The sequence below is a fragment of the Stutzerimonas stutzeri genome, assembly GCF_002890895.1.
GTDB lineage: Bacteria > Pseudomonadota > Gammaproteobacteria > Pseudomonadales > Pseudomonadaceae > Stutzerimonas > Stutzerimonas stutzeri_AB.
In genome coordinates, this window is record NZ_POUL01000004.1 from 18,336 (window position 1) to 39,436 (window position 21,101).

At 62.1% G+C, this 21,101-nt stretch carries 17 protein-coding genes; 7 read left to right on the forward strand and 10 right to left on the reverse strand.

Annotation, left to right across the window (positions count from 1 at the left end):
• Positions 1-258 precede the first annotated feature (258 nt).
• The 3 genes from bglX (at position 259) to mdoH (ending at position 6,936) form a co-directional block, all read left to right on the forward strand.
• Positions 259-2,550, forward strand: coding sequence for a beta-glucosidase BglX (bglX, locus tag CXK96_RS08330; RefSeq protein WP_102836017.1), 2,292 nt, complete (start codon positions 259-261; stop codon positions 2,548-2,550).
• 290 nt (positions 2,551-2,840) lie between these two features.
• Positions 2,841-4,358 (forward strand): glucan biosynthesis protein G, encoded by a 1,518-nt coding sequence (locus tag CXK96_RS08335; RefSeq protein ID WP_102836018.1) that lies wholly within the window; start codon positions 2,841-2,843, stop codon positions 4,356-4,358.
• Entirely contained in the window at positions 4,351-6,936 is a 2,586-nt protein-coding gene (gene mdoH, locus CXK96_RS08340; protein ID WP_102836019.1) for a glucans biosynthesis glucosyltransferase MdoH, read from the forward strand. Before CXK96_RS08335 ends, mdoH begins: the two co-directional genes overlap by 8 nt.
• A gap of 48 nt (positions 6,937-6,984) precedes the next feature.
• On the opposite strand, the gene CXK96_RS08345 is transcribed toward mdoH, so the two are convergent.
• From CXK96_RS08345 to CXK96_RS08370, 6 genes are all read right to left on the reverse strand, one after another.
• A complete protein-coding gene (locus CXK96_RS08345) occupies positions 6,985-7,653 on the reverse strand; it encodes a c-type cytochrome (RefSeq protein WP_102836399.1) in 669 nt (222 codons plus the stop codon).
• 11 nt (positions 7,654-7,664) lie between these two features.
• Entirely contained in the window at positions 7,665-8,660 is a 996-nt protein-coding gene (locus CXK96_RS08350; protein ID WP_102836020.1) for a copper resistance protein B, read from the reverse strand.
• Positions 8,650-8,979, reverse strand: coding sequence for a hypothetical protein (locus tag CXK96_RS08355; RefSeq protein WP_102836021.1), 330 nt, complete (start codon positions 8,977-8,979; stop codon positions 8,650-8,652). The genes CXK96_RS08350 and CXK96_RS08355 overlap by 11 nt, the downstream gene beginning before the upstream one ends.
• A gap of 11 nt (positions 8,980-8,990) precedes the next feature.
• Complete coding sequence (locus CXK96_RS08360; RefSeq protein ID WP_102836022.1) at positions 8,991-10,799, reverse strand: copper resistance system multicopper oxidase; 1,809 nt, start codon at positions 10,797-10,799, stop codon at positions 8,991-8,993.
• An 80-nt stretch (positions 10,800-10,879) separates the two neighbouring features.
• The gene (locus tag CXK96_RS08365) at positions 10,880-11,323 is read right to left on the reverse strand and encodes a DUF411 domain-containing protein (RefSeq protein WP_102836023.1); all 444 of its coding nucleotides are present in this window, start codon (positions 11,321-11,323) and stop codon (positions 10,880-10,882) included.
• 22 nt (positions 11,324-11,345) lie between these two features.
• Positions 11,346-11,609 carry a heavy-metal-associated domain-containing protein gene (locus CXK96_RS08370; RefSeq protein WP_102836024.1) on the reverse strand — a complete coding sequence of 88 codons (264 nt, stop codon included), beginning with the start codon at positions 11,607-11,609 and terminating at the stop codon, positions 11,346-11,348.
• Between the two features lie 219 nt (positions 11,610-11,828).
• Here CXK96_RS08370 and CXK96_RS08375 point away from each other — a divergent pair, with 219 nt between their 5' ends.
• The 3 genes from CXK96_RS08375 to CXK96_RS08385 all read left to right on the forward strand — a co-directional run bounded on the left by CXK96_RS08375 (position 11,829) and on the right by CXK96_RS08385 (position 14,504).
• Positions 11,829-12,512 carry a heavy metal response regulator transcription factor gene (locus CXK96_RS08375; protein WP_102836025.1) on the forward strand — a complete coding sequence of 228 codons (684 nt, stop codon included), beginning with the start codon at positions 11,829-11,831 and terminating at the stop codon, positions 12,510-12,512.
• On the forward strand, positions 12,512-13,867 hold the full coding sequence (locus CXK96_RS08380; RefSeq protein ID WP_102836400.1) for a heavy metal sensor histidine kinase: 1,356 nt from the start codon (positions 12,512-12,514) through the stop codon (positions 13,865-13,867). Before CXK96_RS08375 ends, CXK96_RS08380 begins: the two co-directional genes overlap by 1 nt.
• A 181-nt stretch (positions 13,868-14,048) precedes the next feature.
• A complete protein-coding gene (locus CXK96_RS08385; protein ID WP_102836026.1) occupies positions 14,049-14,504 on the forward strand; it encodes a hypothetical protein in 456 nt (151 codons plus the stop codon).
• 23 nt (positions 14,505-14,527) lie between these two features.
• Here the strand turns inward: CXK96_RS08385 and trhA are convergent, their stop codons facing one another.
• Both trhA and CXK96_RS08395 read right to left on the reverse strand, forming a co-directional pair.
• Entirely contained in the window at positions 14,528-15,145 is a 618-nt protein-coding gene (gene trhA / locus CXK96_RS08390) for a PAQR family membrane homeostasis protein TrhA (RefSeq protein ID WP_102836027.1), read from the reverse strand.
• A 26-nt stretch (positions 15,146-15,171) separates the two neighbouring features.
• A complete protein-coding gene (locus CXK96_RS08395; RefSeq protein WP_102836028.1) occupies positions 15,172-15,858 on the reverse strand; it encodes a DUF4197 domain-containing protein in 687 nt (228 codons plus the stop codon).
• 347 nt (positions 15,859-16,205) lie between these two features.
• Between CXK96_RS08395 and CXK96_RS08400 the strand changes: the two genes are divergently transcribed.
• Positions 16,206-16,643: a TerB family tellurite resistance protein gene (locus tag CXK96_RS08400; RefSeq protein WP_102836029.1), complete on the forward strand. Its 438-nt coding sequence runs from the start codon at positions 16,206-16,208 to the stop codon at positions 16,641-16,643.
• A gap of 16 nt (positions 16,644-16,659) precedes the next feature.
• Here the strand turns inward: CXK96_RS08400 and CXK96_RS08405 are convergent, their stop codons facing one another.
• Entirely contained in the window at positions 16,660-18,297 is a 1,638-nt protein-coding gene (locus CXK96_RS08405; protein ID WP_146030700.1) for a choice-of-anchor Q domain-containing protein, read from the reverse strand.
• Between the two features lie 166 nt (positions 18,298-18,463).
• Positions 18,464-20,947 (reverse strand): glycerol-3-phosphate 1-O-acyltransferase PlsB, encoded by a 2,484-nt coding sequence (gene plsB, locus CXK96_RS08410; RefSeq protein ID WP_102836031.1) that lies wholly within the window; start codon positions 20,945-20,947, stop codon positions 18,464-18,466.
• Between the last annotated feature and the right edge of the window lie 154 nt (positions 20,948-21,101).

Here is a 21,101-nt window from a genome sequence, read left to right on the forward strand (position 1 = left end):
CCTTGCCGACTTCTAGGTAAGCGCATCCCAGCCGGGCTCGATCAACTGGGTGCCATGGTGTGCAGGCGACACGCCCGGCGCGGCTTGCGCGCGTGCAATCTCAGAGGCCCGTAACGGCACGCTGCAACGGCTGCGCCGACGTTGCATAGCACTGGTTGTAAGCCATCGGAAAACCCATACTCGGCACCGCTTGTGCCGGCGCTGCCGGAATCAGATGGTTCGTCTCATTAGCCTCTCAGGCTCAGGAATCTCCCAATAATGAAAAGGCTGTATCTGCTCGGTCTGATGGCCGGTCTTTCGCTGCAATCAGTCGCCGCCGAGCCCCACTCCCCGTTGCTGGATGACAAGCCGGCGTTTATCGCCAGCCTGATCGAAAAGATGACGCTGGAAGAGAAGGTCGGCCAGTTGCGGCTGATCAGCATCGGCGGTGACATGCCGCGCGAGCGCATTCTCAATGAGCTTGCGGCCGGCCACATTGGCGGCACCTTCAATACGGTGACCCGGCATGACAACCGGCCGATGCAGGAAGCGGCGTTGCGCAGCCGGATGAAGATTCCGATCTTCTTTGCCTATGATGTCATTCATGGCCACCGGACGATCTTTCCCATCGGCCTGGGCCTGGCCTCGAGCTGGGATCTCGACACCATCGCTACCAGCGGGCGCGTGCAAGCTATTGAAGCCAGTGCCGACGGTCTGGACATGACCTTTGCCCCGATGGTGGATATTTCCCGCGATCCGCGTTGGGGGCGGACCTCTGAAGGGTTTGGCGAAGACCCCTATCTGGTCTCGGAAATCGCGCAAACCATGGTGCAGGCCTATCAGGGCGAGTCGCCCACTGCAGCGGACAGCGTGACTGCGAGCGTCAAGCATTTCGCCCTCTACGGTGCGGTTGAAGGCGGGCGTGACTACAACGTGGTGGATATGAGCCCGATGCGCATGCATCAGGACTACCTGCCGCCCTACCAAGCCGCTATCGATGCCGGAGCGGGCGGAGTGATGGTTGCGCTGAATTCCATCAATGGGGTACCAGCCAGCGCCAACACCTGGCTGTTGCAGGATTTATTGCGGCGTGACTGGGGTTTCGACGGTGTGGCCCTCAGCGACCACGGGGCAATCAGCGAGCTGATCCGGCATGGCGTTGCAAAGGATGGCCGCGAGGCGGCAAAGCTGGCGATCAAGGCAGGCATCGACATGAGCATGGCTGACGCCTTGTATCGCGAGGAACTGCCGGGGCTGGTGGCTTCGGGCGAGGTCGGGATCGGTGAGATCGACACGGCTGTGCGCGAGGTGCTTGGCGCCAAGTACGACATGGGTCTTTTTCATGATCCGTTCCGGCGCATCGGGTCGGCAGAGGATGATCCGGCAGACGTCAACGCGGAAAGCCGTTTGCATCGCGAAGCTGCCAGAGCCGTAGCGCGCGAATCAATGGTGCTGCTTGAAAACAAGAAGCAGACCTTGCCCCTGCAAAAGCGCGGCACCATCGCGCTGGTGGGGCCGCTGGCCGATTCGCCGGTCGACATGATGGGCAGCTGGTCCGCAGCGGGCGTTGCCAAACAGTCAGTCACCGTGCGTCAGGGCTTGCTTGATGCGGTGGGTGATGAAGCCGTTGTGCACCATGCCCTCGGCGCCAATATCACCGACGACCCGCATATGGTCGAGTACCTGAATTTCCTCAACTGGGACAAACCCGAGGTGGTGCAGGACCCTCGTTCGCCGGACGCCATGATTGCCGAAGCGGTCGCGCTTGCCGAAAAGGCTGACGTAATCGTTGCGGCAGTGGGCGAATCGCGCGGCATGTCTCATGAAGCGTCAAGCCGCACCAGCCTGCAGATTCCTGAGAGCCAGCAGGCGCTTCTGAGGGCGCTCAAGAAAACCGGCAAGCCACTGGTGCTGGTGCTGATGAACGGCCGTCCGCTGGACCTGAACTGGGCTAAGGCCAACGCCGACGCTGTTGTTGAAACCTGGTTCAGCGGTACCGAAGGCGGGCATGCCATCGCTGACGTGCTGTTTGGCGACCAGAACCCGGCTGGCAAGCTGCCGATCTCCTTCCCACGTTCGGTCGGACAGATCCCTACTTACTACAACCATCTGCGCGTCGGTCGGCCCTATGTCGAGGGCAAGCCGGGCAACTACACCTCGCAGTATTTCGAAGAACCCAATGGGCCGCTGTACCCCTTCGGTTATGGCCTGAGCTACACCGACTTCGAACTGTCCGAGGTGCGCTTGTCCAGTCCGACCATGAAACGCGGCGACGGCCTGGAAGCCAGCGTGACGCTGAAGAACACCGGGTCGCGTGAGGGCGCAACAGTCGTGCAGCTGTACCTTCGCGACGAGGTGGCGTCGGTGATTCGTCCGGTCAAGGAGCTCAAAGGGTTTCGCAAGGTGTTCCTCAAAGCCGGCGAGACGCGGGAAGTCCGCTTCAAACTCACTGAAGAAGACCTGAAATTCGTCAACGCGCAGCTCGATCGGGTAGCCGAGCCCGGCGTGTTCGAGGTGCAGATCGGGCTGGATTCAGCTGCAGTAAAACGGGGGCAATTCACCCTTCTGTAAGGCGCTCAGTCGAGCGCCGGCCGCCTGGCCTTCAGCCCGCTCTGGCTGGGGGCTGAGCGGCATTGAGCAATCTGAAAAAAAGACCTCTCGGAGCAGCTATCCGGCGCCCATGCGGCGTGGGATGATTTGCCGCTTTGCTTGGCTTTCCAGTGAATCATTTGCCACTGAGGAAGACCAACGACAGCAAACCGGGCCGCTACGCGGTCAGCGGTAATCGCGATTGCTCAGGAGGCAATGTGTCACGTACCTATCATTTCAAAACAGGCGCTCGCACGAGTCGGGCACTGGGAATGACGTTGAGTCTGTGTGTGGGACTGTTTGCCAGCAGTAGCTGGGCGTTCAGCCTAGATGATGTCGCAGCCAAGGCGGAAAAGCTGGCGGCCGAAGACTATACGGCGCCGCAGAGCAATCTGCCGCCGGTGTTTCGCAACATGGCCTTCGCCGATTATCAGCAATTGCGTTTCCGTGGTGACAAAGCGCTATGGCACGACGCGCCGACGCCCTTCGAAGTGCAGTTCTATCACCAGGGCATGCACTTCAACGTGCCGGTGAGGATCAATGAGATCACCGCAAAAGGCGTCGAAAAGGTCCGCTATAACCCGGACATGTTCGAATTCGGCAAGGTCGAGATTGAACCTGCTGCGCTGGAAAACCTGGGTTTTGCCGGCTTCAAGGTGCTCTATCCGCTGAACAAGGCGGATAAGGCCGACGAGCTGATGACGCTGCTCGGTGCCAGCTATTTCCGGGTGATCGGCAAGGATCAGGTATACGGCCTGTCTGCGCGCGGTCTGGCTATCGATACTGCGTTGCCAAGCGGAGAAGAGTTCCCGCGCTTCCGTGAGTTCTGGATCGAACGCCCCGAAGCGGATCGCCGCAATCTGGTGATCTATGCGCTGCTCGATTCGCCCCGTGCCACCGGTGCCTATCGAATGGTGGTTACGCCGGGCAAGGACAGTACGGTCGACGTCAAAGCGCGCGTGTTTCTGCGCGAGCCAGTGGAAAAACTCGGCATCGGTGCGCTGACCAGCATGTATCTGTTCGGCGCCAACCAGCCCAGTGACCTGCTCAACTATCGGCCGCAGCTGCATGACTCCGAAGGGCTGGCGATTCACACCGGCGCAGACGAGTGGATCTGGCGGCCGTTGAACAATCCCAAGCGACTGGCGATCAGCAGTTATGCGGTCGAGAACCCGCGCGGTTTCGGTCTGCTCCAGCGCACCCGCGATTTCAACCGCTACGAGGATCTGGACGACCGCTACGAGCTGCGCCCCAGCGGCTGGGTCGAGCCCAAGGGCGATTGGGGCAAGGGTCGCGTGGAATTGATCGAGATTCCGACGCCTGACGAAACCAATGACAACATCGTCGCGTTCTGGGTGCCGGAGCAGCAACCTGAGCCGGGCGAGCCGCTGGACTTCGAGTACCGTCTGCACTTCACCCTGGATGAACCGGCGCTGCATGATCAGCAGCTCGCCTGGGTCAGCCAGACGCGCCTGTCTGCAGGCGACGTCAAACAGTCCAACCTGATTCGTCAGCCTGACGGCAGCACCGCGCTGATTGTCGATTTCGTTGGCCCCAATCTGGCCGAACTGCCGGCGGATGCGCCGGTCACCACGCGGGTCAGCATCGGCGAGAACGCCGAATTGGTGGAAAACAACCTGCGGCACAACCCGGTGACTGATGGCTGGCGCCTGACCTTGCGTCTGAAGGTGCGCGATCCCAAACGTCCGGTGGAACTGCGCGCAGCCCTGGTGGAAGGCGAGAAGACGCTTTCCGAAACCTGGAGCTACCAGATTCCGACCAATGAATAGTCCCGTGGACCCGGCGATTACCGGGCGCTACATCAGCCAGCTGCCGCTTGATGACCCGCAGCGCCAAGCCCTGATCCAGAACCTGGAGCAGGGTGACGGTGGGCTGGCGGATATTCACCGGGCGTTGGGTCGGGCGGTGCCGACTCCCGATAACACCGAGCCGGGCGGAGGCGCTCTGCTGGGCTCGGTTGCTGCTCGGCTGAAACTCGGCTGGGGCGAAACCCTGGAGCGTGCCAAAGCCCTCACGCTTGACCATCAGGGCCGCACCTGCATCGAGTCGACACCACCCATCGTGCGCACACGCATGGTGCCGGAACCCTGGCATACCAACGTGTTGCGGCTCAGCTGGTGGCGCTTGCTACACAAGAAGAACCGCACGGTGGAGCTGCCGCCTGCTCAGTCCGTTGATCGTTCTGGCTGGCGCAAGGTGGCAGGCGTCCGGCGCGCCACATTGCTGGTGCTGATGCTGGTGCAGACCGTCATCGCGACTTGGCACATGAAATCGGTGCTGCCGTATCAGGGCTGGGCGCTGATCGATCTGCAGGAGGTGTTTCAGCAGCCGCTGCAGGAATCCGCACGGCAGATCCTTCCGTATGTGGTGCAGACGAGCATTCTGCTGCTGTTCGCGCTGTTGTTCTGCTGGGTGTCGGTGGGCTTCTGGACGGCGCTGATGGGCTTCTTTCAGCTGCTCAAGGGGCACGACCAATACAATATTTCGGCAACGACGCTGGGCGATGAGCCGATCCCGCGCGAGGCACGCACGGCGCTGGTGATGCCCATTGCCAACGAAGACGTGCCGCGGGTGTTCGCCGGACTGCGCGCGACGTTCGAGTCGCTCAAGGCGACGGGACAGCTGGAGCACTTCGATATTTTCGTGCTCAGCGACAGCAACGATCCCGATACCTGCGTCGCCGAGCAGAAGGCCTGGCTGGAGGTCTGCCGGAGCGTCGATGGCTTCGGCCATATCTTCTACCGGCGCCGTCGTCGCCGTGTGAAGCGCAAGAGCGGCAACATCGACGACTTCTGCCGTCGCTGGGGCAGCAGCTACCGTTACATGGTGGTGCTCGACGCCGACAGCGTCATGAGTGGCGACTGCCTGACCAGTCTGGTGCGGCTGATGGAAGCCAACCCCGGCGCAGGCATCATCCAGACGGCGCCGAAGGCGTCCGGCATGGACACGCTGTATGCGCGCATGCAGCAGTTCGCCACGCGGGTCTATGGCCCGCTGTTCACGGCCGGGCTCAATTTCTGGCAGTTGGGCGAGTCCCACTACTGGGGCCACAACGCGATCATCCGGGTCAAACCCTTCATTGAGCACTGCGCTCTGGCGCCGTTGCCTGGCAAAGGTGCGTTCGCGGGCGACATCCTGTCCCATGACTTCGTCGAAGCGGCGCTGATGCGTCGTGCTGGGTGGGGTGTGTGGATTGCCTATGACCTGCCGGGCAGCTACGAGGAATTGCCACCGAACCTGCTGGACGAGCTCAAGCGCGACCGTCGCTGGTGCCACGGCAACCTAATGAATTTCCGGCTGTTTCTGGTCAAGGGCATGCACACGGTGCACCGCTTCGTGTTCCTGACAGGGGTGATGTCCTACCTGTCGGCGCCGCTGTGGTTCGTCTTTCTGGCGCTGTCGACCGGGCTGCTGGCGATTCACACGCTGATGGTGCCGGAGTACTTCCTGCAGCCGAACCAGCTGTATCCGCTGTGGCCGCAGTGGCACCCGCAGGAGGCCATTGCGCTGTTCTCGGCGACGCTGACGCTGTTGTTCCTGCCGAAGCTGCTCAGCGTGTTGCTGATCTGCATTCAGGGCGCTCACGAGTACGGCGGGCGTGCTCGCCTGTTGCTGTCGATGCTGCTGGAAAGCCTGTTTTCCATGCTGGCCGCGCCGGTGCGCATGTTGTTCCACACGGTATTCGTCAGCGCCGCGTTCCTTGGCTGGTCGGTGCAGTGGAACTCACCGCAGCGCGCCGATAATGCGACACCCTGGAGCGAAGCCTTGCGCCGACATGGTCCGCAGATGCTGCTGGGCGCACTCTGGATGGCGCTGGTGGGCTGGCTAGACCCAGCCTTCCTCTGGTGGTTGGCGCCGATTGTGGTTTCGCTGATCCTTTCGGCGCCGGTATCGGTGATCACCAGCCGCACGGGCCTGGGGCAGGCCGCTTTTCGCCGCAAGTTGTTCCTCATCCCCGAGGAATTCCAGCCGCCGCAGGAACTGGCATCGACCGACCGCTACACGCGGGAGAACCAGGCCAACGCACTGGCGAACGGCTTTATCGCGGCCACTGTCGATCCGATCTACAACGCGCTGGTGTGCGGCATGGCGCGGGCGCGGCATGCCAAGGTTGTTGCGGGTGCTGAGTCGCTGCGTGAACAACGTATGCAGCAGATCCTCGATGCGGGGCCAAACGGGGCTGCCGAAGCGGCTCGCTGGCGCTTGCTGAACGATCCGGACGGCATGGCGCAGCTGCATTCGCGGGTCTGGCAGGATGAGCGTTATCAGGCGTGGCGCGATGCCTATCGTCCGTCTGGCTTCGGTGACGCGTCTAGCAGCGAAACAGTCGCAGCCTCCCAAGGCTAAACCGAAGAGACTCCGCGGCGTCTGAGCCAGACGCCGCGGAGCAGCGGGTCAATGAACGTGATCGCTGCCGTCGGCATGACGGTGGATGTCAGGCTTGGGCTCCGCTGCCTGATGGTGGTTTCCAGACGAGTGCATGTCGCTATGGTGATCGTCTTTAGCCACGGGCGCAGCACTGGGCATGTGAGTTTCCCCACCACCGTGATGATGACCACCGCTCGTGGCCACCAGCGCTTTGTATTCCATGGCTGTCAGCTCGGGCAGTTGCTCGAGCAGGGCGACCAGCTCCCAGATGTAGCGGTCTTCCATGCTCCGGCCCCATGCAGGCATACCGGAGGCTTGAATCCCGTGTTTGATCGTCCAGAAATCCTCGGCCGGGTCGCGCTTGCGGTTTGCGTCAGTCAGATTCGGCGGCGCCGGGCTGAGATTTTCGCTCAGCTCGGTCGGTCCGGTACCCGGTGCGAGATGGCAAACGACGCACATGGCTTCGTAGTTGCCAGCGCCTGAGCGAATCAGTTCGGCATCGCCCAGTTCCGGCACCTCGATAGCTTCGGCACGGACCGCCACGGAGCGCTGGCGGGCGGTCTCCAACAGCGCGTGGATCGGCCCGCTATGCGGCACGTCGGCTCCGACGTTGACGACTCCGAAGTACACCACGGCCGCAGCGGCCAGCACCAATGCCACTGCAGCCAGTAGCAGTGTCGTCAGGGTTTTGAGCATCATCCATTACCTCAGAACCAGAATCGGATACCCGCCACCAGGCGAGCCTCGCTTGTGTCTTCATCCTCCGCCCGCAGCAGCTCGGCGCTGTTGCCGTAAGCCCGGCTCCAGCTGACGCCCACGTAAGGCGCGAACTGTCGGCTGATCTCATAGCGCAACCGAAGCCCGACGCCCGCGTCGCTGAGCCCAGAGCCGATGCCACGGGATTCGTCCGTGCGTCCATACAGATTAAGCTCGGCGGTGGGCTGAAGCACCCAACGCTGCGTCAGCAGCAGGTCGTACTCGGCTTCCAACCGGAGCGCGGACTGACCGCCCTCGCCAAGGAACGCTGTGGCCTCGGTTTCCAGCCCGTACAGTGGCATTCCCTGCACGCCGAATGCCGCCCAGGTTTGCGGCGAGCCGGGTTCGAAGTCCTGGCGGACACCGGCGACGGTTTCCCACCAGGGACCTATTGCGTGGCTCCAGAGCAGCTGCAGTTCGGCTTCTTCGGTATGCCCATTGGTTCGCTCGCCTTCCGAGCGAAAGGCCAGCCGGTCGATATCGCCGCCAGCCCAACCACTCAGATCCCAGGCCAGCGTGCTTCCGGCATCGGCGTCCTGCCATTCCAGCTCGTCGGCGACGAACATGAAATGGCTGCTGCCCTGATGCATGCCGTGTTCGGGCAGGTCGGGAAAGGCCGCCTCGATGTCGGCGGGACTAAGCGTCGGGACAGGCGGGCGATCTGCCTCGCCTGGCGGGATCCCCGTTGGGGGTGGATGCGGCATGGCGTGACCTGAATGGTCCATCGTCCCATGATCCATAGCTTCATGATCCATAGCCTCATGATCCATCATGCCGCGGTCCGATTGCGTGTGGTTCGGCTGCGAGTGGTTATGACCGTGCCTTCCAGCGGGAACGGGGGCGGCCGGTGAGTGGCCGGCATGGCCGGAGTGGTCCATCGCTTCCTGCGCCTGGCTGGTGGCGGCAGCCAGGCAGAGCGCGCTTAGCAGTGCGAGCTTAATGGCCATGCTTCGGGCTCTTATCGTCATGCCCCTGGGGTTGATGAGGCGCTGAGCCCATGTTGCCGTGGTTCATCTGCCCGGACCCCATGTGCTGCTCATGCATCTGCATCATCTGGTCGTGATCCATGCTGCCGTGGCCCATCCCGTCATGGTTCATCATGCCGCCTTGTGGCTTCTGCGGGTGACCAGCCTCGGGGGCGGCTTGCTGCGGCGGGGTTTCAGCCGGATGGTGACCGTCGTGCTCGGTCTGTGCCTGCAGAGCGGTCAGCGGCAGGGCGGCAAGTAGGCCGAACACCAACAGTGAGTTGCGCTTGAAAATGCTCATGAGGTTCTCCTTTATTCTTCGACCCGGACTTCGCGGAACATCCCGAGGTCCATGTGCATCAGCATGTGGCAGTGGTAAGCCCAGCGCCCAAGTGCATCAGCCGTGACGCGATAACTCCGCTTTGAGCCGGGAGGCATGTCGATGGTGTGCTTGCGTACCTGAAACTGGCCGTGTTCATCCTCAAGATCGCTCCACAACCCATGCAGGTGAATGGGGTGGTGCATCATGGTGTCGTTGACCAGCACGAAGCGCACCCGCTCGCCGTACTTGAGCCGGATCGGCTCGGATTTCGCGTAGGGGATCCCGTCGAATGACCAGGCGAAGCGCTCCATATGACCGGTCAGGTGCAGCTCGATGGTGCGCGTCGGCTCACGGCCGTCCGGTTCGGGGAAGGTACTGCGCAGGTCAGCGTAGGTCAGCACGCGGCGGCCGTTATCGCGCAGACCGATACCCGGATCATCCAGCTTTGGCACTGGCATCATGGTCTGCATGTCGACCAGCGGATTACCCTTCTCACTGGCAGGGTGGGTCTGCATCTGGCTGCTGGCACCGCCACCGTGGCCCATTGCCGAATGGTCCATGCCGCCCATGCCGCTGTGGTCCATTTGGCCATGGTTCATCTGGCCGTGCTGTGGAGCTTCGTGCTGCATCGCCGGCTGATCGTTGCCCGCCGCATGTGCGCCGTGATCGCCATGGCCCATGTCCTCCATGTTCAACTCAGGACGGGCGTCGGGTTCTGGTACCGGCGCGCTCAGCCCCTGGCGAAGGGCCAGGGTGCCACGGGCGAAGCCGCTGCGGTCCATTGATTGGGCGAACAGGGTATAGGCGTCCTGACCGCCATCCGGCGAGACGATGACGTCGACCGTTTCGGCGACCGCCAGGCGCAGTTCATCGACCTCGACCGGCTCGACGTTCTGCCCGTCCACGGCCACCACGTTGAGCTTCAGGCCGGGAATTCGGAAGTCGAAATAGGTCATGGCCGAGCCGTTGATCAGGCGCAGACGCATCCGCTCGCCCGGCTCGAAAACACCGGTCCAGTTGGCGTCCGGTGCCTGGCCATTGAGCAGGTAGGTGTAGGTTTCGCCGCTGATATCGGCGAGATCCGTGGGCGTCATCTTCATCTTTGCCCAGGCCCAGCGATTGCCAACGGTCTCGCGCCAGCCCTGATCGGCCACATCATTGATGAAGTCGCCGAGGGTTCGCCGCCCGCGGTTGTAGTAATCGGATTGCTTCTTCAGCTTGTCGAGTACGCGGGCCGGGCCTTCATCGGTCCAGTCGGTGAGCATTACCACGTAGTCACGTTCGTACTCGAAGGGTTCGGGCTCGAGCGGATCGATCACCAGCGGCCCGTAGACACCGAGCTGTTCCTGAAACGCCGAGTGGCTGTGGTACCAGTAGGTACCGCTCTGTTTCACTCGGAACCGGTACTCGTAGAGGCCGTCCGGAGCGATGCCAGCAAAACTGAAGCCGGGTACGCCGTCCATGTTGGCCGGCAGCAGGATGCCGTGCCAGTGGATCGACGTATCCTGTGGCAGGCGGTTGTGCACTCGCAGCGTCACGGTGTCGCCTTCGCGCCAGCGCAGCAGAGGGCCCGGGATGCTCCCGTTGATGGCCATCGCGGTGCGCTCGCGACCGCTGAAGTTGACCGCCAGCGAGTCGATGGTCAGGTCGAACTGCGTTCCGGCCAATACGCCCTGGTCACCGGTCTGGTGAGGACGCGCAACGGCCCACACAGGCTGACGCCAGATGCCCAGCCCGGCGACGACGCCTCCGGCAGCCAGGCTTTTGACGAAGGTACGGCGCGACGATGTACTGAGCATGGAGATCCTGTTTGGTCAGCCCTGAGTGCAAATACGCCCGCCAACGCTGAGACAGGCGGGCGAAGAGGTTCCGGCCAGATTCACTCCGCCGGGTAGTTAGCCAACACCAGATCGGTGCCCTCGGCGGTCAGTCCAATGACCTGATAGGCCTGTGCTGGCTGCCCATAATCCATCCCGGGGGACCCGGCAGGCATGCCAGGCGCAGCCACGCCAAGCAGGTCGCTGCGCTGTTGCAGCTCGCGGATCTGTGCAACTGGCACGTGACCTTCAACGAATTTGCCGTCGATCACGCCGGTGTGGCACGAGCCCAGCCGCGGGGCGACGCCTAGGCGCTGCTTGACGGCCGACATATTGCTTTCTAGGTGGTCGCGGACTTCGTAGCCATTGTCCTGCAGGTACTTGACCCAGTCCTTGCAGCAACCGCAGTTGGCGTCCCGGTGCACGTCGATCACATCAGCGGCATGGACGCTGCCGGCCATAGACAGGGCGGCAATGAATGCGAACTTGGGTTTTATGAAACGCATGGCAGCACTCCTGAATGGGCAATCAACGGCAACCGCAGCCGCTGCCACAGCCTGACTTCGGTGCGGCGGCGGGTGTGGTCTGGCTCGCGAGCTGAGCGGGGTAGCCGGCCTCGTTCAGGGCGGCAATCAATTCAGCGTTTTCGGCGTCCCCGTCGATGCGAACCCGTCCGCTTTGCAAATCGACCTCGACAGCCTCGACGCCGGCGATGGTGTTCAACGCCTGGGTGACGTGTCGAACGCAGGCGCCGCACGTCATGCCTTGAACCTGAAGCTGGGTGGAATTCATGAGAAGCCCTCCGTAGATGCCGGCCAGTCCGGCTAGGCTTGATCATCAACCTTGTCCTAATGGCAAGGTCAAGGTGCTGCCTCTGACGCTTCGTCTGGCTGCCAACATAGCCTGAGTCGGCTTTCCGCAAGCTGAGCGGAACATTACTTTTTTGTCAGCTTGTGGTCCGTCAGCGGTGTTACCGGCAGACTTGGGTGACCGATAGAGAGGACGAGCCGAATGAAGCTTCTGGTCGCCGAAGACGAACCGAAAATCGGAACCTACCTGCAGCAGGGCTTGAGCGAGGCAGGATTCTCTGTCGACCGCGTCACCAGTGGCACCGACGCCTTGCAGCACGTGCTGAGCACGTCCTACGACCTGCTGATCCTGGACGTGATGATGCCCGGGCTGGACGGCTGGGAAGTGCTGCGTATGGTCCGTGCAGCGGGGCAGGAGGTGCCGGTGTTGTTCCTAACAGCGCGCGATCGCGTGGAAGACCGGGTCAAGGGCCTGGAGCTAGGCGCGGATGACTACCTGATCAAGCCCTTCGCTTTTTCAGAACTGCTGGCGCGAGTACGCACCTTGTTGCGCAGGGGCAGTACTGCTGCCTTGCAGACTCAACTGAGCATTGCCAACCTGGAAGTGGATCTGCTCAAACGCCGTGCCGTCCGTGCCGGCCAGCGCATCGACCTGACTGCCAAGGAGTTCGCCCTGCTGGAGCTACTGCTGCGTCGGCGCGGCGAAGTACTGCCCAAGTCGCTGATCGCGTCGCAGGTCTGGGACATGAATTTCGACAGCGACACCAATGTCATCGAGGTGGCGATTCGCAGGCTTCGCGCGAAGATCGACGATGGCTTCGAACCCAAGCTCATCCATACCGCGCGTGGCATGGGCTACATGATCGACGAGCCGGACCCCGCATGATGAAGCAGTTGTCGCTAACCGCCAGACTGAGCCTGATGTTCATGCTGGCGGTCACCGGCGTGCTCGGCGCGGCGGGCTTCTTTTTCTTCCAGTTGAGTCAGCACCACTTCGACGAGCTGGATCGGCATACGCTGGAAGACAAGCTCCAGGCCAGCCGACAGCTACTGCGTGGCCTCGATGATCTGACCGGGTTCGACGCGCTGCGGCCGCAACTGCAGGCATTGCTTGGCGGGCATAGCGACCTGGTGGTGCGGATAGTCGATGCTGAGGGTCAGGTGCTGTTTGCCGCCAGCGGCGCCGCCTACTCGGCCGAAATGCATGCGCATGGTTCGGTCAGGGCAGACATGCCGCGGGTGTGGCGTCGCAGGGCTGCCGTCATCGAGGTGGCGGGTCGTCCGCTGAGCATCGAGTTGGCGCTCGATATCACCACGCACAAAGTCTTCTTGAACACTCTGGCGGGATGGCTCTGGGGCGCGCTGGTGCTCTCTGCGCTGCTCAGCGGCGGGCTCGGCTGGCTATTGGCACGTAGTGGCCTGCGGCCGTTGCGCGAGGTGACGCTGGTGGCGGCATCGGTGTCGGCCAAGTCGCTGACCGAGCGGATTCCGACCGAGTCGACGCCCGTGGAGCTGCAGCAGCTGGTGCTGGCGTTCAATGCGATGCTGGCGCGGCTGGAGGACGCCTTTGTGCGGCTGTCGAACTTCTCGGCCGACATCGCCCACGAGCTGCGCACGCCACTGTCCAATCTTATGACGCACACCGAGGTGGTTCTGACCCGCGCGCGCAGCCGCGAGGACTATCAGGAAAACCTGTATTCCAATCTGGACGAGCTGCGCCGCATGGCGCGGATGATTGACGACATGCTGTTCCTGGCAAAAGCCGATAACGGGCTGGTGGTTCCCGAGCGGCAGTTGATCGAGCTGCATGCCCTGTGCGAGACGTTGCTGGACTTCTACCAGCTGACCGCCGACGAGCGCGGTGTTCTTTTCGTGCTGTCGGGCGATGCGCGCATCCACGGGGATCCCGCCATGCTGCGTCGCGCGCTGTCGAACCTGCTGTCCAATGCGCTGCGCTATACGCCCGACGGCGGCACGATCCAGCTGGCCATCGAGGCGGGCGAGCAGGGGGTGTCGCTAAGTATCGGCAACCCGGGCGTGGGCATCCCTGAACAACACTTGCCGCGACTATTCGACCGCTTCTATCGCGTCGACCCCGCGCGACGGGAAGGCAGCCCGAGCAATGCCGGACTGGGCTTGGCGATCACCCGGTCGATCATCGAGGCGCACCATGGCGAGATCCATTGCAACAGCCGCGACGGCTGGACGTCGTTCGATATCCTGTTCCGCTCAGCTGACTGAGAACCGCCGGGGGACGCTGGCTTGAGGCAGGCTGACGGAACATGATTGCTGCGACGCCCGTGGCGACCGACACCCAGCACTGGCCAATCCGTGCTGCACGTGTTTGCATCGGGTGACCGCTTGACGTGCAACCCTGCTAGCTATCCTGCTCGGCAAATCAAACGCGGCGGATGGAGGTGGTATGAACATCGAACGATGCGAAGACCTGATCGACTGGACCAGCCAGGCCCATGCCCGGCTTTCCGAATGCATGACAGAGGCCGCCGATGATCGCAGCGACTCATTGGCCACGATGCTGATGACTTATCTCGCGCAGCACGAGCAAGAGCTGACGCGCACGATTGAGCGGATCAAGGAGCATGCCGACCCGCGCGCGCTGCAAGCCCGACTGCACGAGGCGGTCGAGGGCGAGATACTTGCGCTGGATTTCGACAGCGATGCCTATGCCCAGATGAGTGTCGACGACATTTCACGCGAGGTCTTCGCCCTTCACAATCGGATCATCGACCTGTACCGCTCGCTGGACAAGCGTCCATCGCTGGACAAGGCACGTGAGCTGCTCGGCGAAATGCTGCAGCTTGAAGAGCACGAGACCATGCGCCTGGCGCAGCAGGTCAACCGCATGCACGAGCTGTAGCTGACCGACGCAGAAGGATGACGTCAGACCACGTAGCGCAGAATGGCCACAAAATGCAGCAGGCTGCCGGCGATGACGAACAGGTGCCAAATGCCATGCCAGTGGCGGAAGCGCTGATCGTAGGCAAAGAAGATGATGCCAACCGTATAGAACACGCCGCCGGCAACCAGCCAGCCGAAGCCGGTGGTGCCCAGGGCGGCGAGCAGTGGCTTGACCGCCACCAGCACGATCCAGCCCATGATGGCGTAGATGACGATCGACAGCACCCGCGCTTCCGACCTTGGCTTGATCTCCTGCAGCATGCCGATGATTGCCAGTGACCAGACAATCCCGAACAGCCACCAGCCCCAGCTGCCCCGTAGAGTGACCAGGCAGAACGGTGTGTAGCTGCCGGCAATCAGCAGATAGATCGACAGGTGATCGAGCTTTTGCATCACCGCTTTGGCGCGGCCACGGACGCTGTGATAGAGCGTCGAGGTGCTGTACAGCAGCACCAGGGTGAACCCGTAGATGGCGACGCTGACGATCTTCATCAGATCGCCATCCATGGCCGCGAGGATCAGCAGCCAGACTGTCCCGATCAGCGCTAGCACACCGCCTGTCAGGTGCGTCCAGGCGTTGAACTTCTCTCCGTGATACATCGTTGTGCAGCCTTGAAGGTGTTCGATCAGTTACCCATCAACAGGCCGAAAACCTTTTTTGCCACGCTGGTGGCTGCCTGCGCCGGATTCTGACGAATGCTGGCTTCCTGTTCGGCGATGACAGTGAACAACCCATCGAGCGCTTGCTCGGCCACGTAACCTTCGACCGTGCCGTATCGGGGATCGACCGCACCCAGGCCAGAGACTTTGCCAGCCAGCGCGTTGTACTGCTGGGCCACGCCGACTTGGTCGGTGGCCTGCTTGATGATTGGCAGGAATCGGGCGCGGATTTCGTCACGGCTGGTCTTGTTCAGGTACTGAGTCGCCGAGTCATTGCCGCCGCTCAGGATCGCCTTGGCGTCGGTAACGGTCATCTTCTTCACGGCCTCCAGCAGCAACGCCTGCGCTTGCGGTACTGCGGCTTCGGCGGCCTTGTTCATGCCGGTTTCCAGCTCTTCGACCTCAGCGCCCATGCCCATCATCTTCAACATGCGCGAGGCCTTGCCGATGTTGCCCGGCAGCTCGATGCGCACATCCGGATCATTACTGAAGCCTCCGGGCCGGCCCAGCTGCTGCACGGCGACTTTCGTCCCTTGGCTCAGCGCGTCTTTCAGGGCCATGTTGGCATCGCCCTGACTTAGGTCGGACAGCGAAAGCGCCCAAGCGCTGGCGGAGAGCATCAAACCGGTGAGCAAAGCAGTGGTGCGCAGCATGGATAAATCCTCTGAGTGATGCAGCGAGCTTAATAGGCCAGGCGCGGCGTGCCAAACGGTGACAGCAGCTTGTTTCGACCGTTTCGTTGACGCTCGTCCTCGATATTACTGGCCGGCCGGCGGCATGCAGCGATGTCTGCCGCTCGGTCTAGCGCAGGCGCGGTGGCGTTATAACGGCCGCGTTGGTGCAACTTCTAGCCGCTTCACGGCTACAAAAAGATCATCATGAGGCGGATTTATCAATCTGCAAGAGCGAACATCCGCTACGCGCTGACCGACGACACGATTGCGGCTGAACCTTCGCCGTGGATCCGTTCGAATACCAACCCGTGCAGAGGAATGACACCATGCTCAAAGCACTCAAGTCGCTGTTCGACCGCAGTGGGGACGATCAGCCTACAGGACACAGCGTTGAAGTGGCCGCAGCGGCGCTGCTGATCGAAGTCGGCCGTGCGGATTACGAAAGCGATGCAGACGAACAAAAAGCCATTATCGAAGCCATCCGCCTGGGCTCGGGGTTGGAGGACGGCGAGCTCGAATCGCTGGTCGCCTCCGCCCAGGAATCCGCCGAGCGATCAACGTCACTGTATGAATTCACCACGCTGATCAACGCTCAATATTCGATGGACGAAAAATTTGTTCTGATCAAAACGCTATGGCGCGTCGCCGCCGCCGATGGCGATATCCACCGATACGAAGACCACCTGATCCGCCGTATCGCCGATCTATTGTATGTGCCGCATTCAGACTTCATACGTGCCAAGCTGGAAGTACTCGGCACCTGACTGCCGGCCATGCGGGTCAGAACTCGAAAGCGCCCGGGTCGCACTGCCGATCGTCACGCGGGTTGCCGCGCTGGTCGGTGTCCGGGCAAAGCACGCCGCCCATGTCGATGGCGTCGAAATAGGGGCTGTCTTCGAACGGTTCGCGCAGCGCGACGGTGCGGGTCGGACCTCCGTTGTCCTGCAGTGATCCGAGCGCCAGGCGAACCCCTGCTTCGTCCGCGCTGGTGGGCGTGAAGCCGCAGCCACCCAGGAAGTCGAAGAGTCCTCCTCCGGAGCCACCGATGGCGTTGAAACTGCCACTGGTCAGCGCGCCACTGCAGAACGGCATGTCGCCGAAGGTGCGGATTTCGACCAGGCTGTTGGCCAGGTGGAACTCGCCAGTACCCGAATGGCTGAACAGCTGCGAGTGATTGCTGAAGGTCGCGTTGCGGACCGAGACTTTGCCGTCGATGTTGCCGATTTCTGCGGCTCGGACACCACCGGTGGTACTGCGATTGTCGACAAAGGAGCTGTTCAAAATGTCGACGGTGCCCTGATAGTTCAGCAGCCCACCCCAAAAGCGAGCGTCATTGGCGGTTATCAGGCTGTTGCGCAGATACAGCTGCGCCGCCGAGCCCATATTGGAAATGCCACCGCCATGGCCGGACTGGTACCCGGTCGAATTCTGTTCGACGGTCGAGCGAGCCACCAGCGCCTGTCCCTCGTTGAACAATCCCGCGCCACGGTTGCACAGGCGTCGGCTGGGAAAGGCCGCGCAGGAGGTTTCCAGTTCATGGTCGATGGTGTTGCCACGTAACAGCATCCGGTCCATGCGCAGGTTGCCTCGATTCCATATCGCGCCGCCGCCGCTACCCATGGGCCTGCCGTTTTCCAGCCGCAGATAGCTGAGCGTTACCGCCCTCGGCGCGGCAGCATAAATATCGAAAATCCGGTCGATGGCCCCGCCGTCGATGATGACTTGCAAGTCATCGTTTTTCGCGGCTCGCCCGAGGCCCGATAGCGTCAGACCATCCGTGATGTCCAGATCGCCAACCGCGTCGTTCGGCACGTCTGCGGTCTCTGTGCCGGCCAATGAAAGCACGTAGTGCCCTGACGGCACCTCGATCAAATCGTGGCCCTGGTGCGCGTTGCTCTCCATCACCGCTGCTCTTAACGTGCAGCGATTGGAGATGGATCGGCAGTTGCCGTCGCCAGGCTCGGTATCCACCTCGTCGGCCGTACTGTCCACACGCAGGGTCAGGCCGATGGCGGCGGCGCATCCACCGGGCAGCGGGTCGCCAGTAACGTTCATGACGTAACCGGAGGCTTCCGGGAAGCGTTTCTCATGGACGGTGCTCGAATAGCCGGAGCCGAGCCAGTTGCGGCGCTGATAACCGACACTGAAGTGATAGGGAATGTTGGTTTCGCAGGTGTCGGCGAAGTAGCCCACCGCGTATTGATCACTCGACAACGGCATCATGGCCCAGGGCGTGCCATGGATGACCGCGTTGACCTGTGCGATGCGATTGCCACGCCCGTCCACTTGCGCTCGCAACGGGTAGAGCGGGACCGGCGAGCGGGCAACGGAGGAGGGCGTTAGGTTGGTTAGGCTGGGCGTTGCGCAACCGCCCATCCCCAGGACGAGCCACAAGGCGATTACACGGCTGTGCGTCATACGGTCCCCTCTCGGCAGGCCGCCGAAGTGTTCGGTGGATGACCTGCTGAGTATGGGTGGCGCACACAGCCTCAATCGAACGTTTCGGCATTAAGCCTGGGCGTCTTTAGCGTGGTTGCCACTGAGGACCTAGCTGCGAGCGCCCATGCTTGAGCATCCAGCGGCGTCAGTCCGAAAGCTGTTCCTCGTCGTGCCGCTCCAACGCGACCTGGCGAATCGAGAGACGTATTTCGGCTGGCAGCACGCGCTTGGCGACACCCTCAGCCAGTTCGCCAAGCTTGGCGTGGTAACCGAGCTTGCCGTCGGCGTCCTGCTGCAGCACGTTCTGATCCAGCAGGCTTTTGATGAAGTGGCGGAACAGACTCTTGTCGAAAAACTCCGGCGCGTTTAGCCCATGCAGAATCGAAAGGCGCTGGGCCATGATCGTGCAGAGGTTTTCCAGCTCTTCGGCATCGAGGGTGTTCTGACCACTGTTGAGCAATAGCGCAATGGCCATGTAGAAGCGTTGCAGCGTCTGCATGATCGCCCGTGCCAGCAAGGTCAGCAGGACGAACTGACGAGAGCTGGGTGCCGGCCTCACGTAAGCCTCGCCGTCGCGCTTGAGCAGCCCCTGTTCGACGAAGGCATCCAGCCATTGATCGATCACTGCGCCCAGTTGCTCGGGCTCCCAGCGGATGAACAGCTCGGCGCGCAAATAGGGGTAAAGCGCCTCGGTGAACCGCAGGATCTGCTCGCGGCTGATCCGTGAGCTGCTCTGGAAGAAGCTCGCCAGCAACGCAGGGAGGGCGAAGATATGCATCACGTTGTTGCGGTAGTAGGTCATCAGAACGGCGTTTTGCTCGTCCAGATAGAGGATGTTGCCCAGCGCGTCTTTCTGCTCAGCCAAGAGGCCGAGTGCCTTCACATAGCTGATCAGCGCCTCGCCGTCACCATCCGGCAGTGTGGTATGAGGCGAGTAGGGCACGGCGCGCAGCAGGTTTTGGTAGAGGTCGAGGATGCGCGCCAGTGAGCGCCGATCCAGCGCCTGACGACTGGTGGAGAGCATCGCCAGCGCGACCAGGTTGACCGGATTGACCGCGGCGGCTTCGTTGAGCCGTTGAGCGATGCGTTCGGACAGCTTGTTGGTGGTCTCGTTGAGCCAGTCGGGACGGAAGTTCGGCGCCAGCTCCTGTTTTCGCCAGCCCGGTTGTTGCTGGTCGAGAAACTCGTTGAGCTTCAGCGGCTCGCCAAAATTCACCCAGACCTGCCCGAAGCGCTGCTTCAGAGCGCCGATGACCTTGAAGATGTCGAAGATCGATTCCTTCTTCTTCGCTGCACCGCGCAGCTCCCCTAGATAGGTGCGGCCTTCGAGAACTCGCTCGTAGCCGATGTATACCGGCACGAAGAGGATCGGCAGGCGCGAGGAGCGCAGATAGCTGCGCAGGGTGATGGCGAGCATGCCGGTCTTGGGTTGCAGCATGCGTCCGGTACGCGAGCGACCGCCCTCGACAAAGTACTCCACCGGAAAGCCACGGCTGAACAGGGTGTGCAGGTACTCGTTGAACACCGCGGTATAGAGCGGGTTGCCCTTGAACGTACGGCGCATGAAGAAGGCGCCGCCACGACGCAGCAGGCTGCCGATTACCGGCATGTTGAGGTTGATGCCCGCGGCGATGTGCGGCGGCGTCAGGCCGTTGCGGAACAGCAGATAGGAGAGCAGCAGGTAGTCGATATGACTGCGGTGGCACGGCACGTAGATGACTTCGTAGCCCTGCACCGCCTCCTGCAACGGCTCCAGGTGATTGACGCGGATGCCGTCGTAGATCTTGTTCCAGAACCAGGACAGCACCACCTCGAGAAAGCGCACGGCCGTGTAGGCGTAGTCCGAGGCAATCTCGTTGCCGTAGCGCAGCGCCCGCGCTTCGGCCTTTTCCAGCGAAATGCTTTCGCGCTCGGCCTCGTCCCTGATTGCCTGACGCACCTGCGGGCCGTGTACCAGGCCTTTGACCAGGTTGCGACGGTGCGACAGGTCGGGGCCGATAACCGCCGTTTTCTGATTGCGGAAATGCACCCGCAGCATGCGATGAACCATGCGCAGGGTGCGCTCGTGGCCCTTGTTCTGCGCCACCAGCTCATTGAGCTGGATCGGCGTGGAGAACTGCACGCGGGTTTCGCGCCCGAGCATGACGATACTGAGCAACTTGCGCAGCCGTCCGGTGACGGCCCAGCTGTCGGCGAACAGCAGTTTCCAGGCACTGGTTTCGCGATCCGGCGAGCGACCCCAGAACACGCTGACGGGGATGATCTGGGCATTGTCTACGGCGTTCTGTTCCAGGGCACCGACGAGGCGCACCAGTGGTGCTGGCGTAACAGCGCGGGTCCGGGTGCCGAACCAGCTTGCGGCCGGGCTGAGAAAGATGAACGCCGCCGGCTCGACATGATTGCCCACCGCCACGTCCGCCACCGGGCGCGGCAGGCCGGCCTTGCTGCACTCGTGATCGAGCACCGCCAGATCGCTCAGTGAGGCGCGTTGCAACACGTAGAACACCGGCTTGCTGCGGTCTAGCTTGAGCGTGAAGGCGGACTGGTTGATCGTCTCCGAGCGCACCCAGACATACAGCAGGCGACGCACGAGGGAGAAAACGAGACGGCGAAACGGAGAGCGGGTCATACGGCAGATTCGACTGTGGAAGGGTTAATGCCCTTGAAGCGCGCAAGTGTGCCGCATGCGGTGTTGGCGGGCAAAAGTCTGGTGAAGGAAGTGCACGGTTGGTGTGCCGGCTCAACGGGTGATGTGCGTTCAAAGCGGGCGAGGGCAACTGTTC

Coding starts and splice junctions, on each gene's coding strand:
- bglX (WP_102836017.1), top strand. CDS start 259: ATGAAAAGGCTGTATCTGCTCGGTCTGATGGCCGGTCTTTCGCTGCAA.
- CXK96_RS08335 (WP_102836018.1), top strand. CDS start 2,841: ATGACGTTGAGTCTGTGTGTGGGACTGTTTGCCAGCAGTAGCTGGGCG.
- mdoH (WP_102836019.1), top strand. CDS start 4,351: ATGAATAGTCCCGTGGACCCGGCGATTACCGGGCGCTACATCAGCCAG.
- CXK96_RS08345 (WP_102836399.1), bottom strand. CDS start 7,653: ATGCTCAAAACCCTGACGACACTGCTACTGGCTGCAGTGGCATTGGTG.
- CXK96_RS08350 (WP_102836020.1), bottom strand. CDS start 8,660: ATGGCCATTAAGCTCGCACTGCTAAGCGCGCTCTGCCTGGCTGCCGCC.
- CXK96_RS08355 (WP_102836021.1), bottom strand. CDS start 8,979: ATGAGCATTTTCAAGCGCAACTCACTGTTGGTGTTCGGCCTACTTGCC.
- CXK96_RS08360 (WP_102836022.1), bottom strand. CDS start 10,799: ATGCTCAGTACATCGTCGCGCCGTACCTTCGTCAAAAGCCTGGCTGCC.
- CXK96_RS08365 (WP_102836023.1), bottom strand. CDS start 11,323: ATGCGTTTCATAAAACCCAAGTTCGCATTCATTGCCGCCCTGTCTATG.
- CXK96_RS08370 (WP_102836024.1), bottom strand. CDS start 11,609: ATGAATTCCACCCAGCTTCAGGTTCAAGGCATGACGTGCGGCGCCTGC.
- CXK96_RS08375 (WP_102836025.1), top strand. CDS start 11,829: ATGAAGCTTCTGGTCGCCGAAGACGAACCGAAAATCGGAACCTACCTG.
- CXK96_RS08380 (WP_102836400.1), top strand. CDS start 12,512: ATGAAGCAGTTGTCGCTAACCGCCAGACTGAGCCTGATGTTCATGCTG.
- CXK96_RS08385 (WP_102836026.1), top strand. CDS start 14,049: ATGAACATCGAACGATGCGAAGACCTGATCGACTGGACCAGCCAGGCC.
- trhA (WP_102836027.1), bottom strand. CDS start 15,145: ATGTATCACGGAGAGAAGTTCAACGCCTGGACGCACCTGACAGGCGGT.
- CXK96_RS08395 (WP_102836028.1), bottom strand. CDS start 15,858: ATGCTGCGCACCACTGCTTTGCTCACCGGTTTGATGCTCTCCGCCAGC.
- CXK96_RS08400 (WP_102836029.1), top strand. CDS start 16,206: ATGCTCAAAGCACTCAAGTCGCTGTTCGACCGCAGTGGGGACGATCAG.
- CXK96_RS08405 (WP_146030700.1), bottom strand. CDS start 18,297: ATGACGCACAGCCGTGTAATCGCCTTGTGGCTCGTCCTGGGGATGGGC.
- plsB (WP_102836031.1), bottom strand. CDS start 20,947: ATGACCCGCTCTCCGTTTCGCCGTCTCGTTTTCTCCCTCGTGCGTCGC.